Here is a 15868-nt window from a genome sequence, read left to right as displayed (position 1 = left end):
CTTTATTGCAAGGCAACATTTTCTTTTCATTTAGAGACATAATTTATCATTGGCATATTTCTTGTATACAGATGAGAAAACAAATTGAAAATTATTTTATTAGTGTGTGCGGTTATTTTCTTTTAAAACAACCGCACATCTTAATATCAAATGAAAGGAATTAACATGAGTGTCGAATCAATTATTACAAAATGTATGACTGATGTACCAAAGGCGCTAGCTGCTGGTGTCATTGATCTTGATATGGGTATGTTACTTAATGTAAAAACTGTTGATAGTCATCCTTCCGAAGTTTTAGATCTTGTAGCTGCAGCAACTAAAGATCTTTTCGAAGGGGATAATGTTACAGCTATAGAAAATACATTTAAAAAAATGCGAGGAGTAGAAAGTGATGAGCGTTACTTTCAAGAAATGTTAATTACCTCTGCTAACTTACTTCACTACTTTGGTCGTTTAAAATCAAATGCGCGTGTTGCAATCGTTATAGTATGTCGTGTGGATGCAAATATTGGAATGGTTATGTCGAGAGCGAGAGCGATAGTTTCAAGCGAAACACTTTAAATACTAGGGCGTGTTAACGTGCGCCCTATTTAAGACTCAATTTTAAAAATATCTCTTATATTCCAGCACAACTACAAAAAAACATAACAAAAATTATAACTTAAGAGTAAAGGTTTTAAGTATGTTGGAAGAAAAAATTATCCATAATTACAATATCATTCGACTTCTTGGTCGTGGAGGAATGGGTGAGGTTTATCTTGCGAAACAAAATGATCTAGAGCGTTTAGTAGCGCTAAAGATTATATATAAAACAATGCAAATTGATTTTATCCAGAGATTTAAACGCGAAGCTAAAATTGCCGCTGCTTTACAACACCCGCATATTGTAAACATTTATAATATTGGTGAAGAGAATGATTTTTTTTATATTGCAATGGAATATGTTGAAGGACAGGATATGCAGCAGATACTCAAAGATGGTGCATTACCTGAAGCAGAAGTGTGGAGAGAAATTGTTTTACCTGTTTGTTCTGCGTTGTTAGTTGCTGCGAATAAAAATATTATCCATCGAGATATAAAGCCAGCAAACCTACTTTTTAACATTAATGGTCATGTAAAGCTTACAGACTTTGGTTTATCAAAAATAATTGCCGATGGCAACGGCATTACTTCAGAAGGGACTGTTCTCGGAACGCCTGAGTACATGAGCCCAGAGCAAGCAACACATAATGATATTGATTTCCGTTCAGATATATATTCTTTGGGTGCAACTATCTATCATTTATTGACAAACCGCAAAGTTTTTGCAGGCAAACATTTTGTTGATGTACTACTCAAACATAAAAGCGAACCTGTAATTCCTCCGCAAGAATACGCTACTCATTTGAAAATGGCCACAAGCCGTATTCTTGGCAAGATGCTTGCAAAGTTACCTGAAGACCGTTATCAAAGATATGAAGATATTATTATTGATGTTGAAGCACTACTTCAGAATAAACCTCTTATTATAGCAAAAGAGACAAAAATATTATCTATCTATGCTTATAACCCCGAAAAGAAAAAAACAACAACGGAACGATTAAAAACCTGGTTAATGTCCTCAAAACAATCAGAAATTGATTCATCAACAACATCGCGTATTATCAAAGGAACTATCACATCGCGTATTATTCTTTCGATGAAAGAAAAACCAAAAAACGCTAAAAAAGAAGGAACTGAATCGGAAAAAATAGAAATATCTTCAGAAGCGAAAAATTCTACTTTAAAAATAAAAACCGAACAACAAAATGGTGTAAGCTCGCAAGAATTCTCTAGCTATATATTAGATTTTTACCAAGACGTTAAATCTACATTACTAAAGCCATCAACTACAGGTATTTTAATTGCATTTAATATGGAGAGTCCTTCTATTTATCAAATTTTAGAAGGCGATAGTGAAGTAAAATGCATTCGTAAAATATTACAAAATGCGCATGAATTAGGCAAAAGTTTAGAAGCTATTTTCAGTAAAGATATTTTTATGCATGAAACATTTAATGACAATTATTACCAAGCACTATTATGGAGTAATTCGCAATCTGTTGCTTTTATTTACGCAGATGTTTTTAGTAATATCAGTAAAATGTCTTTGTGCCACACCAATATTTTTGGGATTTATAAAAACATAGAAAACAAAATACCTGTATAGGAAAGAGAATGGTTTTAGCAGAAAATGTGAGTATTGGCTACGCTGAAAAAAAAGTATTGGAAAAAATATCATTTAAGATTCCCTTGGATAAAACAACGGTAATTATGGGGCCAGGAGCGAGCGGGAAAACAACAATTCTCAAAATTCTTGTTGGTGCACCCAACAAAGATAACTTATGGTACACAGGTGATTTAAATTTTCCAAAACTTACCCCATTTTTTTGCCCACAAAACAAAGAATTTCAAACACAAAAATCTTTACAATTACTTTTGAATGAGCATTATCCAAGTACTACCGCCGTAACATTTTTAAATTCAATGTACTCTTCTTTTCCAACGCTAGCGACAAATTTAATAAACTCCTTAAGTGTACCTCTTTGTGAATTACCAGTAGCTACGGCAAAAATCGCTTATCTATCTATTGCATTTGCTAACAAGTATTCTTATGTAATACTCGACGAACCAGAGCGTTACTTGGAATCAAACGAACGCGAGTGGCTTATTAGCAAAATATTAGAGTTTAAGAATGAAAAAACAATTATAATAGCATCACACAATCTACTCTTTAGTCGTAAAGTAGCAGATTATGTGATGTTATTCGTTTATGGTGAACTTATTGAAAGTGGAATGAAAAATGACTTTTTTTCTCATCCTCAGCATGCAAGAACTAAACAATATTTGATATACGGGAGTTAGAACATGCCAATTGGATTTTGTTGGATTTTGGAAAAAAAACTAGCTGGTGCTGGTAGGCCAGGGCTTACACACGACATTATGGATGATTACAATTATTATAAGAATTTAGGTATTTCTTTTATCGTGAATTTAACTGAAAGGAGAGTTTCACCTTCTCCTGACGAGTATGGATTCCGAGAAGAGCATTTTCCAATACGCGATATGTCGACACCTAAACTCGAAGAAACTTTTTTTTTATGTCAGAGAATTTTAAATGCTATTGCTGAAGGTGAAATAGCACTACTCCACTGTAAGGCCGGTCTTGGAAGAACAGGAACGGTATTGGCTTGTTGCTTGATTTCGAAAGGAAAAACTGCTATAGAAGCTCTTGATTACATTCGTATTCGCAACAGAGGTTATATTCAAACATTAGAACAAGAAGATTTCTTAGTCGAATACGAACTTTACCATAAAAGTAAATCATTGTGTTAATATAGCTTAGCTACGATACTGCGAAAAAAATTTGAAGGTGAGGAAATTTTTGTAGTTCGCGGTGAAAGCGATTGCGGTCTTTTGTCTTTCGGCGTTGGTAACTTAATTTGTTGTATAACTTAATGGAATCTAGATCAATAATCACTGGTTTATGGTTGTGGATTAAAATATTTGAGCATTTTAAGTCTCCATGAACAATATAATTTTGTTCAAGAATGGTAAATATATCAGTCACTAGTTTTGCTGTTTGTTGCAATTGTTCTTTTGTTCTGGTGCTATTTTCAAAATATTTATGTAAATACTCATTCTCTACAAATTCGGTAAGTAAATACGCTCCCGCAAACAAACCATAACGGTACTTACTGATATAACCAAGAGGGGTAGGTGTACAAATACCTATTTCTTGTAATTTTAAACCAGCAGACCAACATCTCTCTGCGCGTTTTTTTCGCGGCGCTTGCCGTAGTGAGTGTAAGGTATTTTTGTATTTGTATTTTTTGATAAGAATATTATGGTTGTTGTTTTGTGCTTTAACAACTTGTGCGGTATTTCCTTTTTTCAAAAAAATTCCACTATTAAATAACTGTTCTACTTCTTCTAACCAATTATTTTGAGATAGAAGATCTTTATGCATTACAGCTTTTATTTTACTATTTTGAAATTTTTTATAATTATTTGGTAGGTCTGCCATGCTGTAACGAGGCATTTATAAGGGATATTTTGCAATAAGGCATAGACCTAGATATACAATACCCTGTTTAAACCTCGTATCTCCTTGAGTTGAATTTAGATCATGCTTCCCTGTAGATTTCTACAGGGAAGTTCTGCTAACGAACGCAAATTAATCTTTTTTGCGCTTATATTCCATCATAATATCTACAGGTTTACCAGAAAGCATTTCAAATTGTAATTTGATTTTTACGGTATCTGGTAATGATGGATGAGCTTGTGCGCGTTCAGCATTATCTTTGCCAGGCTCTCCCTTTATCCACTTTACAGCGCTTATTTCAAAAGGAATAGTGCATAGTGGTTGAATGTTTTGCGGTAGAGATGTTTTTTCTGATGTCATGATATCATCTTCTACCCATTTTCCATCAATATGAAAAAAAGATTTAACGCCTAAGAGTGCGTTTGGTAAAGAACTTTGATTGGCAATAATAAACGATGTTTCAAAATAATTACGAAAAACATCTCCAGTTTTCCAAACATCCTGTGCAGGTACTACTTTCGAAGTTTGGCGAATAAGAACGCGTGGTCGCTCTTTGTTAGATGTGCGAAAAAAGATAAACATACTAAGTATTGCTGCGACAATAGAACCAGATAAACTCATGACGTTCATAAGGTTGTCAGAAAGAGATAATGCAATTGAATACATATCATTCCCATCTAAAAAAACACAAGAATAGTTGACAAATATTTCCTATAACTTTTTAATTTGTCATATAATAGCGAAATTTTATATAAAAATAAAGTTCTTTTGAATTTCGGATGATGAAGGGAGCGTTATCAATTAGATATTAATAACTATCGTAATCGTAGCGGTAGTCGTGGCCCTGGCTGTGACTGTCACCGAATATTTTTAGTATTTCTTGAAAAAGAAATCGCAGTTGTTCGTTTATGATTATGGCTACAACCATGATTAAGACTAGGGTCACAGTCGCGAATTTTTAGTATAATGTTTAAATTGATGACAGATTCTAACTAGATTTACAAGTAACACGACCGTGCATAATTCGACGTGCGACGCGTTGTAGTTCTTTAAAATTAGGAACTTTAATATCCATAGGGATTCTACGCCACCTTATATCTTCTTTATCAATAGGGCAAGAAACTTTACTGCGAAATAGCTCTCCCCACAAACGAGGTGTGCAGCTAAAAAATAAATGATCACAGTTCTCTATGTCATCTAACCATTCTTCTAGTTTTACATTTATATTTTCGAAGAAACGTATGCTATTGTTTAAACGAATGCGCGAGCCTTGTCGCGACTTGCCTTTTTGGTTTAGATGTGTCAGTTGGCTTTTTCCTTGTTTTTTTCGCACCATATACGCAGTGATCACTTTGTGATGAATGCATTCGCCATCTACCCAAACGCCTAAAGATGCAGCGCCTGCTTGGATTAAAAAAACAGCGAAGGTTAGTTCTTCATTTACTTGAATATTGCGACGATACTCTTCGATACTATGTTCATCGCGAATGTTATATAGTACAGGAGGAGATAAGCGATATACTATTTCTCCCAATTCATTTGTTTTGGTAAAGCATTTTTTTTCGTTATCAATAATGGCGTTTTGCGCTTTCGCTTCGTCTAAATATTTGCCTATTTGGTACCATAAAAATGCCTGCGATTCTGAATTTTCCATTACTTTCCTCGTTGTGTCTTTATTTTGAGATGTGTTTGATAGCTTGTCGCACTAATTTTGTCCACAATAACGAGTCACTATTATCTTGTGGACTACCATATTCAGGAATAATAATATAACGATGTTCTATGGCATATTGTTTGGCTTGTTGTTTATGATAGTTGCTGTCGTCTATCAGTAGATCTAAGTGAAATCTGCGTACGTCTTTCCATTTTTCTTTTACATCTTCCCAAGCATATGTCTCGCTAAAATAATTAGCTAGATTGTGGTAATTAAGAACTTTGTTTAAATAACTGCGATTACTCACTGTCCACAATACGAGCTCATGTTGCGATGATATAAAATTGAGGAGTTCTAAACATCCTTGGCGGATATTAAAACCAACAATATTGTAACCATCACTAATCGCTGTGCCTAATGTTTCATCGAGATCAAAAGCAATTCTTTTTTTCATTTATCTAAACTATCAATAATACGAACAGCAAATCCCCCTTGTTTAGTGCCAGGAACGGGAATGGTTGTTTCAGGATTGATGATCACCTCGAATTTATCTCCCAATTCTTTTTTTCCTTCGCTATCTAAAATGTGGGTTTTTTGGTGCATTTTACGTCCGATCTCTGGAGTTAGGGAACTCCTTAGTAACAAAATATGGTATCCACCGCGCGTTTCTATAATATGATGATGAACTTCACTTATTACATCTAAAAAACGTTGCACGTATTTTTTGCCAAGTGTTTTATCTACAACATCAAAATCGATATCTATATAATATTTGCGTGCGCGAGAGCTTTGTATTTTGTTAGCAGTGGTACTGTATATACGTAAAATGTTGCTCCACTGGTCGGGTTTTTTGACCAAGTTGAAGAGATATTCACTATACAGTGATATTAAGTTCTTTGTGGCAGTTAATGTACTACAAGGGTTTACTGTACAGTATATAACGCAGGCATTTTGCGGTATATTTTTTTCGTCATTATCTTGGTAACTACCTATTTGGCAGTTAAATTGCTTTAATTTAGGCATGAATAACTTGTAGTTTTTGATAACTCTACGCTGTAATAGTTTGTCACTCGAAAGTTCAGAGGCATATTTTTTTCTCGCTTTGAGAAATAAGACTATTACTTCGTCTTTTTCCAAAGGTGGCAATATTTGCTGGCAAAATTGCTTAAGTTGTTGTTCGCAGTGGATGAAGTTATACATTTTTAGCTCGTAATTTTTTGGAAAGTTTGAATAGTTAGATACTTCCACGGTTTTTGTTTCTTGTTGTTGTCTGCATCGCTACAAGAAGAAAAGCGCACTTGTGTAGAAGTTTGCTCTTTGAGTGTCAAAGTGCAGTATTCTATCTCGCCTGAGGAATACATGCGTTTAACATAGATTCTTACGGAGTCGTTTTTAACCCACACTTTGTCTATTACACATTGCGACTTCTTTTGGTGAGTCCAAGCTAGATACTCTGCCACTTGGAGTTCTTGGGGGACGGTGGCTAAACCGCGATACTTGTTGTCAGAGAGGAATGGTTTATGTGCATGCATACATTCGACAAGAGCGTCTATGTCTTCGTTTTCTATTTTTCCGTAATAGCGTGCATCGGGCATTGACATCATTGTTGCAGCAAAACGATGTCCACCGATATGACTACAGCGCCAACTATCGATTCCACGGGCAATGATCGCTTCGTGAATTGCTTTTCCACGGCTACAGCATCTATCATAGTAATTGTGATTACACACAAACATTCGCGGATTATTGTCTTTATTACAAGGAAATTGCGCGGCGTCTATTTTTTTGGCTGCGGGTTTTAGTACTTGGCGAATAACATCGGGAATATTATTTGCATTTTGTAGTAGGTGATGAGAAAACAACGCTAAAATCGAATTAAGAGAATCTATAGTATATTTGTGACAGGTGTAGTGATTATCTTGTAGGCTATATATAAAAATACAATGGTTGTCTTGTTCACGGTCTTGGTCTATGAGAAGGGGGCGTACAAACTTTGTTTGTAGTCCATTTAGTATTGAAAAAAATATATCTAAGTGTTCGTAGCGTTCATAGTAATGTTGTTGTGATGCTGACTTTCCAATACCTCGTTTCCACAGAGATTGTTTGTCTTCTATGCAAATATAGTGCTCATAATTAGGTGCTGTACCAATAAGAGGTTCGTTTACTTCTCGTGCTATTTGTGAGCAAGTCATGCGTTGTTACCTTTATTTTGTAGAAATTCGAAGAGGTTATTAAATTTTAATTGTGGATACTCTTGTGCAAATTTATCGTTAGCGACAAATGAATTTTCATTTATCTCTACAGAATCTATTTTGTGATCTAGTATTTTTTTATGATAGGCAAAGTCGATTATTGTTTTCCAGGTGTGTTTTTCTCCATCGCTTAAGTTGTAAACGTGATCTACTGGATATTGGGTGATCATGAGTTGTAAAGCCTCAACTATGTCATTGACATGAATAAGATTGAGCTGCTTGTCGCAATACCCTACTCTTGGAGATTTTAGCCAGTTTAGTGGTACACGTTTTTTACCATATATTCCTGCAAGACGTAAAATCACACCGCCGCGTTTTATAAAATTTATTTCACTTTGATAGCGTTTATGTTCCGTTAATAGTGGCGTTTTCTCAGTAACAATTTCTCCTAGAGAACTGCGTTTATATATACCCGTTGATCCAAGAAGTATGTTTTTTGAGCAAGTAGCAAATAAAAAGTCTATATATTCTATACAGGCATTGTTGATGGGAAAAGTGGTGATGGTCAAATCATATTTAGAGGCTGAAATTTTTTGCACTTCACTTTTCTTTGTTGCGTCAAAAATAAACGAATTGTCTATTTGGGTTTTAGTAGAATAACTTGTTACTTTAAAGTGACTCTTTAAAGCCGTGACTAAACGTTTGCCAACATAGCCGAGTCCGAAAATAGCAATTTTCATGATTGAACTCCATGTTTACTACGCTGTAAATAGAATACTTCAACATCTACTCTTGGAGACATCAATTGATGACAAGGTGGCTCGTGACAAGAAAAGCCATTAATATCTAAGAATTCGCTATTCCATTCACTGACTTTTGGCTGGCATATAGGGTAAGGCGTATGATGGACATGCCCTGTATATAAATAATTGTTTCGTAAGCAAAATAAAATATAACGCTCGACTAAAAAAAAATCAAGTGTTCCTGGCTCTGCAAATGTAAGAGGTTGTTGTATCTCATAAACAAAAGAGCTGTTATTTTTATCGCGTTGCCATTGGTAATGAATTTGTTGTTTGACTTTTTTGGCGGTTATTTGCGCGCGAAAATATGGTAAATGAAATAAACCTCTTGCAAGTTTTACTGCTAACCACTGATTGGCATCTAATGAGTAAAACCAAACTCCGGCATTTCCATTTCCATCATGAACATACGTGCGTAAATTCATTTCCAAAAAGTTTGAAATTCCTGGAATAGCAGGCAATAATCGCGGACGAATATTTCTCATGTAAAAAGGAACTACACCGAGAAATGCTTTGCCTTCAAAGGTGTCAACGTATAGCCCTTTGGGCAAAGTTTTCTGTATTTTTTGTGGGTCGTATTGCCAGTGCAGAAACAGCAAGTTTTCCCAACGCTGGTACATAATGTTACTGCGTTTTGGGCGTTCACGTAGATTTAAACGCTCTTCAAGTTGTGGGACTCTCATTCTCGATCTGCCGGAGTTATATAAATTTTTCCTATTTCTGTTTGCATTTTAATTAATATCCCTGCATCTTCGGCGTATTCAAGCAAAATTTGCCTTAGCCGTGGTTGAGTTGTTGTTTCTTTTGGGGTTATTTCGCAACGTAAAAAAGCTTCTCCACTAGCAAAATTGTTCGCTATTTCAATAAAGCCTTCCTGTTCTATGTCTGTAAAAATACTCTTTAGTTTTTCTATTTGTTCGTTAGAAAAATTATCAGCAGCAATGGCTATTCGCGGTTGATAAACAGCAAAATTCTTTTCTTGTGCCAAGAGGGTAGTTACTTTGTGTACAGCTCTTTTAGCGAGTGCGGTGATCGCTTTGCGCCTCGCATGTTCTTCGTCTCTTGTGACCATAACTCCACGTTGAAATTCGTCAGCAGAATTGAGCTGGTAATAGGCTACGGTTTCTGCTGTTACCATACGCACAATGCGAATTCCTATTTTGGCGAAACAATATTTTTGCTGTTGAACTTTGAACTCTGTGGTTGCCCAATAATACATAGTGTGTGTTGCTAAGTGATTTTTTTTGGCTATATAGTCTGTGGGATTTGATGCAGCAAATACTTGCATGCGCATACTTTCATCTTTGAGTTTTTTCCATAAATCACTGGCATCAAACATTCGATAATTGCTTTGCATTTGTTCCCACACAGCATCCTTAAGTATTTGTTGATTTGTTTCGTAGTTGAGTAACTGTGTTAATTTTTTCTCTTTTATGTGTTTAATATCGGAAGCTAAAACAACCGTACCGGTAAATTTTTGTTGTGGTGTCAATGGAGATTCATCTACTTCTTTAGGGTAGACTTTTACATTGAGTCCATCGAAATCGCAAACCATATTTTCTAAGGCGGGGTATTGCAAAAATCGTTTTTGTAACTCGCTAACAAATGCGGTGATTCCGTTTTCACATATGATTTTAGAGGCAATTCCTTGGTCGGTAGTGTATCTCTTATCGCGAACTTTGATATTCTCTGTAGCGTCAAGAGCGTCTAACAATTGCCACATTGCATTTTTTTTCTCTGCAAACAAGCGTACGGCAAGAAAGTCAAAAGCATTTAGAATTTCCTTATTTACATCAAGTTGATTCACTAATTCGGGTATAAGAGGACTTACACTCTCTTCGATAGCGCGATGGCGCGATGAGCGATTTGTTTGCCAATGTTGCGGTGTTTTTCCATCAAGCGGTGGTACTAGAATGAGCTTTGATGTTTTTCCTTTTACTTGTGCATATATTTCGCTCCATCCTGATTGATCGACAACCTTTATTGTTGTTTCCGCTTGGTGGCGATATACGCGTTCGAAGGGAGCGTCTTGAATTGTACTTACCTCAGTTTTTATTACAACGATAAGTTTCGTTGGTAAACTCAAAGCAGCAAGTTTATTTTGTAAATCTGTAGGGTCTAGGTCTGGATTTTTTCGGTACATATCATCAATGCGTTTGCGATATAAATCTTCATCGAAAAAACGGCAATGTGGTTTGAGGTGTTTCATTACAATACTGTAGGCTGAACGTCGATCTTGTTGTAGTATTTCGTAATCAGATTTAGTTTGGCTTTTTGGCATTAAGGAAATAAGAGTAACTGCGTAGCGGGGTTGTTCACATATGATGCTAGAACAACAAATGGCAAAAAATATAAATACTTTCATTACCAACTCCTTTCGATTGAAGTTATCGTGCAATATCTGTTGAGAGGTTTTGAAACTCCTAACGCAAATATAACAAATTTTGCTTTAATTGCTAGTTTGAAAAGCGTTTTCATTTTACCTAAGGTGTGTGGGCATTTCGCTTTTTCGTTACATAACCGTTGTAATACCTAGTGTCATTCTCTCAAACTTACAGGACTTGGTCGTGTCACGTTTGATACGCTTAGCTACGTTTTACAACGGCTTACGCATTAAACAAATTTTAAATGTCCACACTGTTAATCAAGATGTTGACTTATTTTCGCTATTTTGTTATTGTGGAAGTATATTCAAATGATCGTATTTTCTACTAAAACCTGTGACTAAAATAAAATATCCCTCAAAAAAAATTCAATCGCAAAGTACAAATATGCATCAACAAAATACAATTCTCACACTTCCCTATCCTACTTTTGTAGCAGCATATGAAGAATCTTCAGAATATTTTGCTGGAGGTATGGGCGAAGTTGTGCTTGTACGTAAACGCGATGATAATTCTCTTTATGTGAAGAAATCTGTTTTACCTCATGAAGATCCCAAAAAAAGGGAACAAAATGAAAAACTATTCATGAGAGAAATGGGTATACTCAAAGAACTAGGTCAACATCCCAATATTCAAAGTTTGCACGCTATAGTGATTGAGGAAGATGCGTCATTTGCATTTTTGTCTGAGTATATTGAAGGGCCTACACTTCACGAAGTCATCAAAGAAAAAAGACACACTAAAACCTCACCGTCTATTCCTTTTGTATTTCGCATACTAAAACAAATAACAAGTGCTTTACACCATGCTTATACAAAAGGGATTATTCATCGCGATATAAAACCAGCAAATATGATTTTTAATAAAGAAACGCAACGCGCAGTTCTTATTGATTTTGGGATTGGTAAATTCGCAGAACAGAATGACGATAAGAATATGGACATTACTGACCCTACAAAATCTTCTTTTCGCGGCACAGTACACTATATTTCTTATGAAGCTGTCCAGGCATGTGATCGCGGTATAAAAATAGATTTTCGCACAGATATGTATTCTCTTGCGGTTAGTGGCTACGAGCTTTTGACTTACGCTTCGCCTTTTGATGAGTCTGAGCTTATGGTTATTATAGGTAAAAAAGAAACTGGGGCTAAAGGAGTGCCTTTAAAAGCAAGGTTGGCGTTGCGTAAAACTTTAAAGAAAGTACCCAATTCTCTTATCGCAATTATTGAAAAAAATTTACATCCAAAACGTGAAAAAAGATACCAAAGCTATGAAAGATTGTTAGCGGATCTAAGCTATTCCGAGTGTTCTTATTATTTAGGTTCTCAAGCAAACCATCGTGATACTCAAATGTATTTACACGATGCATCTCGCGATTTTTACAAATATAATTCTAAAAATTGGTGGAAACTGGTTCATTTACAGTTTTTAGCTTTGCGTAAAATATTTGCTCTACTTACCATACGTAAATACGATGTCGCTGAAGAAGTATATCAATTTTTTCTTACGACAAACACTGTAGGGAAAAAACTTCTAACTTATATCTTGCCATGGATCGCTGATCAAGCCACTAAGGAAATCGCCAAACTCGAAACCCAAAAAAAATATCTTAGCGAAGAAGATTATCTTTATCAAAAAAAAGCGTTGTTTTCTTTAGCCCAAAGACCTACGCGCGAAATTGACTTACAAATTTTAAAGAAAAAAACAGTGAGTTATGAAGAAGACATCGAAGATATAGAAGATTTTGAAGAGTTATAGGTGTTCCAGTTTAACATTTGAATTGTTCATGCCATTTTAAAAAAGTAGAAACTTTATCTTTTCCGAACTTTTCAAGTTGTTTTGTTATTTGCTCTATAGATTTTTCTTGTTCTAAAAAATTGATATTTTTTGAATAAAAGTTATCTGAGTAACAAATTATTTGTTCCTCGAGCGAAATAGGGCGCATATCTCGATGTGGTAGCGGAAGGTTTTGTTCGACAATTTCTTTTTTTGTCAAACCTACTCCAGTATGTCTTTCGCAAACAAGGGCGTGTGCTGTCAATCCCTCTCTATCTAATATTTCTCGCCCCAAATACCCATGGCATAGATAATTGTGTTTACCATAGCAGTAGATCCCAGAAGCTTTAGTAAAAATGATTCCAATATCATGTAGCAAAGCTGCTTCGCGAATAAAGTCTCGATCTATCTCCGGAAACTTTGAAGCAACAGCAACGGCTTTTTTCATGACCATTTTACTATGAGTAAACAGAACGTTATACACTTCACTTCCCGGAGTGTAGTACTTCTCTATAATGTTATTTGGGTTCATAAGCTTTATTCTTAATAAAAGATTCATGCAATTCGTGCAGTTTGACGCCTCTTGAGCTATTCTAAGATAAAAATACTGTATGGTATTAATATTATTTGGTAATTGGATATGACGCAAAAATTACTAAGTTGTGACACAACTGTGACATTTTGTATTGTATAATGTATATGTACAAGAGCACAAGTGTTAACAAAACCTTTACACAAAAATGACACAAAAATTACCAAGTGATGACACGACTGTGACATTTGTTATTGTATAATAATAATGAGTTAATAAGATTTTGTATAAACCTTAAAATACAACCAAGGAGACAAACTATGATATACCAAGACCTTTTAGCCGATGCGATTCGCGAAGCAGTTATTGCAATGCGTGGAGATATTAAGCCGCAAGAACAACCACTACATAGTAAAAAAGAAGAAGAATAGTAAGGGCTTAATAATTTACTCTATATTTAAAAGATTGTTTTAATTATGAAAATCGCAATAAAAAAAATCCCCAAGAACCAAACATTTGGTTTTTGGGGATTTTTTATTAGACATTAGTTTCTACAAACGACTATAATAAACCCAAAATTTCTTATCACTTTGTAGATTTTATGCAAAAGGTTTATATGGCAACGCCTCCTGAAATATTATTCTTAAGAATAGCTATTAATAAAGGATATATGAGTAAAGATGAGGCAAACCATGCTCTTCTTTATCAAAAACAATTTGCTGAAAAGGGCCAGCAAATTTTTTTAGTAAATTATTTGTTAGCTAAGAAAATAATAACAGCTCAACAAGCAGAAGAAATAAAATGGGAATATCAAAATAATTCGACACTGCAAAACTCTTCCTCTCGAACTGTTACTCCTCCAAACCCTATTTCACAAAAAACTCGCGCGAATCAATATTTAGAAGGATTAACTAACACCAGAAAACTTAACAAGATACATGTCGAAAGCAAAATTTCAGAGACAAGACGTTACCAAAAATCTAATTTGCAACATATTGAGCCAGGTAACCAAATAACAAAAACAAATACTCTGTACTCTCAAAAAATCCAAAAAAATGAGATGTTTGGTTATTATCGCATTGAAAAAGAAATTGGACACGGTGGAATGGGGTCCGTTTACAGAGTTTACGATACAAAATTGCAACGGATAGTGGCTCTTAAGGTCATTGCTACCGAACATAACATAAAAGAAAAAAGAAAAAAACGTTTCCTCCAAGAAATCAAGGCCACAGCGCAATTGAATCATCCAAATATAGTACGCGTTTTAGAAGCAGGCGAAAATCCTCAAAATTATTTTACAATGGAATGTCTCGAAGGTGGTACCCTGTCACCTTTAATTGAAACAAGATCTCTTAAACCAGTGCAAGCAACTATCATTGTTCAGAAAATTGCCGAAGCCTTGTACTATGCTCACAAAAATGGGATAATCCACCGCGACATTAAACCTTCAAATATTATGTTTACAGCAAATAAAGAACCAAAACTTATGGATTTTGGTTTATCTAAAATGATTGACGTTGATGACAATTTGTCAAAGTCAGGAGAAGCTCTAGGTACGCCAGCGTATATGTCTCCAGAACAAGCTAATGGAAATGACACCGAACAGAGAAGCGATATTTACTCTTTAGGAGCCACCTTATACGAAATGCTAACTGGTAAACAAGTCTTTGAAGGGGAGTCTTATTACGATATTCTAAACAAAGTATTCCATGAAGATCCAATTCCACCTCGCGAATTACAACCTGATATTCCTAAAGATTTGCAGGCAATTTGTTTAAAAGCTTTGCAGAAAAAACCGCAAAATCGCTATGATAATGCACGAAATTTTGCTAAAGATCTCAAGAATTTCATAGAGCATAAATCTGTAAATGCAAGGCCCATTTCAATTTGGCAAAAGCTTTCTAAGTATACAAAAAGGCACCGTGTAGGTCTTTTTATCTCTGCCCTTATTTTTGGTTTTCTTGTTGTAAGTGTTGTGGGATATGTATATCTGATTCACCGTAAACAAAAACTTTTAGTCTCTTCTCTTTATGAATTACAAACAGTAGAAAAATCATTACGGACAAACCCTGTGTTTTTCAAGCAATTATATCTAGCTTTTTCAGAATTGTATACCTACAGGCAAATTAAATCAGTTATTGAAAATGAACCAAGAAAAATGTTACTACTACATTTGTGGGCACTTCACCATATTGAATTTGATAATGTTACTGTTATAAAAAAATGGGTGGGGTTTTATAATGATTTGATTAAAAATATTACAAACAAAAACGACAGTGCATACTACTACAGTAATAGGGGATACCTCTTACTGTTACTGAAAAATTATTCTGCTGCTCATGGCGATTTTGATGAGGCTTTAAAATTACTAAGGCGCAGTACAGAGCTAAATTCAGAAGAAAATTACTTGTTTGAATTTTGCAAGTTATCCGTAAAACAAATTCAACAAGAATCAAAGGGAGAGTAA

The 15868-nt window shown here is 34.9% G+C and carries 16 protein-coding genes; 6 read left to right on the top strand and 10 right to left on the bottom strand.

The window, feature by feature from the left end:
• Nucleotides 1–165 precede the first annotated feature (165 nt).
• The 4 genes from UABHE_RS12090 to UABHE_RS12075 all read left to right on the top strand — a co-directional run bounded on the left by UABHE_RS12090 (nt 166) and on the right by UABHE_RS12075 (nt 3354).
• A complete protein-coding gene (locus UABHE_RS12090) occupies nt 166–561 on the top strand; it encodes a hypothetical protein (RefSeq protein ID WP_372370557.1) in 396 nt (131 codons plus the stop codon).
• 121 nt (nt 562–682) lie between these two features.
• A complete protein-coding gene (locus UABHE_RS12085; protein ID WP_372370555.1) occupies nt 683–2188 on the top strand; it encodes a serine/threonine-protein kinase in 1506 nt (501 codons plus the stop codon).
• 8 nt (nt 2189–2196) lie between these two features.
• Nucleotides 2197–2883 carry an ATP-binding cassette domain-containing protein gene (locus tag UABHE_RS12080; RefSeq protein ID WP_372370553.1) on the top strand — a complete coding sequence of 229 codons (687 nt, stop codon included), beginning with the start codon at nt 2197–2199 and terminating at the stop codon, nt 2881–2883.
• Between the two features lie 3 nt (nt 2884–2886).
• Complete coding sequence (locus UABHE_RS12075) at nt 2887–3354, top strand: dual specificity protein phosphatase family protein (RefSeq protein WP_372370551.1); 468 nt, start codon at nt 2887–2889, stop codon at nt 3352–3354.
• A gap of 10 nt (nt 3355–3364) precedes the next feature.
• On the opposite strand, the gene UABHE_RS12070 is transcribed toward UABHE_RS12075, so the two are convergent.
• The 9 genes from UABHE_RS12070 to UABHE_RS12030 all read right to left on the bottom strand — a co-directional run bounded on the left by UABHE_RS12070 (nt 3365) and on the right by UABHE_RS12030 (nt 11074).
• Nucleotides 3365–4045, bottom strand: coding sequence for a lipopolysaccharide kinase InaA family protein (locus UABHE_RS12070; protein WP_372370550.1), 681 nt, complete (start codon nt 4043–4045; stop codon nt 3365–3367).
• 150 nt (nt 4046–4195) lie between these two features.
• The gene (locus tag UABHE_RS12065; RefSeq protein WP_372370549.1) at nt 4196–4729 is read right to left on the bottom strand and encodes a hypothetical protein; all 534 of its coding nucleotides are present in this window, start codon (nt 4727–4729) and stop codon (nt 4196–4198) included.
• 322 nt (nt 4730–5051) lie between these two features.
• Nucleotides 5052–5717 carry a hypothetical protein gene (locus UABHE_RS12060; protein ID WP_372370548.1) on the bottom strand — a complete coding sequence of 222 codons (666 nt, stop codon included), beginning with the start codon at nt 5715–5717 and terminating at the stop codon, nt 5052–5054.
• A gap of 19 nt (nt 5718–5736) precedes the next feature.
• Nucleotides 5737–6171: an NIF family HAD-type phosphatase gene (locus UABHE_RS12055; RefSeq protein WP_372370546.1), complete on the bottom strand. Its 435-nt coding sequence runs from the start codon at nt 6169–6171 to the stop codon at nt 5737–5739.
• Nucleotides 6168–6917, bottom strand: coding sequence for a hypothetical protein (locus UABHE_RS12050; RefSeq protein WP_372370544.1), 750 nt, complete (start codon nt 6915–6917; stop codon nt 6168–6170). Before UABHE_RS12050 ends, UABHE_RS12055 begins: the two co-directional genes overlap by 4 nt.
• Before the next feature lie 2 nt (nt 6918–6919).
• A complete protein-coding gene (locus UABHE_RS12045; RefSeq protein ID WP_372370543.1) occupies nt 6920–7909 on the bottom strand; it encodes a sucrase ferredoxin in 990 nt (329 codons plus the stop codon).
• Nucleotides 7906–8649, bottom strand: coding sequence for a hypothetical protein (locus UABHE_RS12040; RefSeq protein WP_372370542.1), 744 nt, complete (start codon nt 8647–8649; stop codon nt 7906–7908). Before UABHE_RS12040 ends, UABHE_RS12045 begins: the two co-directional genes overlap by 4 nt.
• Nucleotides 8646–9392 carry a YqjF family protein gene (locus UABHE_RS12035; RefSeq protein ID WP_372370541.1) on the bottom strand — a complete coding sequence of 249 codons (747 nt, stop codon included), beginning with the start codon at nt 9390–9392 and terminating at the stop codon, nt 8646–8648. Before UABHE_RS12035 ends, UABHE_RS12040 begins: the two co-directional genes overlap by 4 nt.
• Nucleotides 9389–11074, bottom strand: coding sequence for a hypothetical protein (locus UABHE_RS12030; RefSeq protein WP_372370540.1), 1686 nt, complete (start codon nt 11072–11074; stop codon nt 9389–9391). Before UABHE_RS12030 ends, UABHE_RS12035 begins: the two co-directional genes overlap by 4 nt.
• A gap of 406 nt (nt 11075–11480) precedes the next feature.
• On the opposite strand from UABHE_RS12030, the gene UABHE_RS12025 reads away from it, so the two are divergent.
• The gene (locus tag UABHE_RS12025) at nt 11481–12851 is read left to right on the top strand and encodes a serine/threonine protein kinase (RefSeq protein ID WP_372370539.1); all 1371 of its coding nucleotides are present in this window, start codon (nt 11481–11483) and stop codon (nt 12849–12851) included.
• Nucleotides 12852–12861: 10 nt separating this feature from the next.
• On the opposite strand, the gene UABHE_RS12020 is transcribed toward UABHE_RS12025, so the two are convergent.
• A complete protein-coding gene (locus tag UABHE_RS12020; protein ID WP_372370538.1) occupies nt 12862–13401 on the bottom strand; it encodes an HD domain-containing protein in 540 nt (179 codons plus the stop codon).
• A gap of 601 nt (nt 13402–14002) precedes the next feature.
• Here UABHE_RS12020 and UABHE_RS12015 point away from each other — a divergent pair.
• The gene (locus UABHE_RS12015; protein ID WP_372370537.1) at nt 14003–15868 is read left to right on the top strand and encodes a protein kinase; all 1866 of its coding nucleotides are present in this window, start codon (nt 14003–14005) and stop codon (nt 15866–15868) included.

Origin of the sequence: Candidatus Uabimicrobium helgolandensis (assembly GCF_041508025.1) — a bacterium.
Classification (GTDB): Bacteria; Planctomycetota; Uabimicrobiia; order Uabimicrobiales; family Uabimicrobiaceae; genus Uabimicrobium; species Uabimicrobium helgolandensis.
The sequence above is the reverse complement of the archived record's forward strand: the minus strand, read 5'-3'. Positions and strand labels throughout refer to the sequence as shown.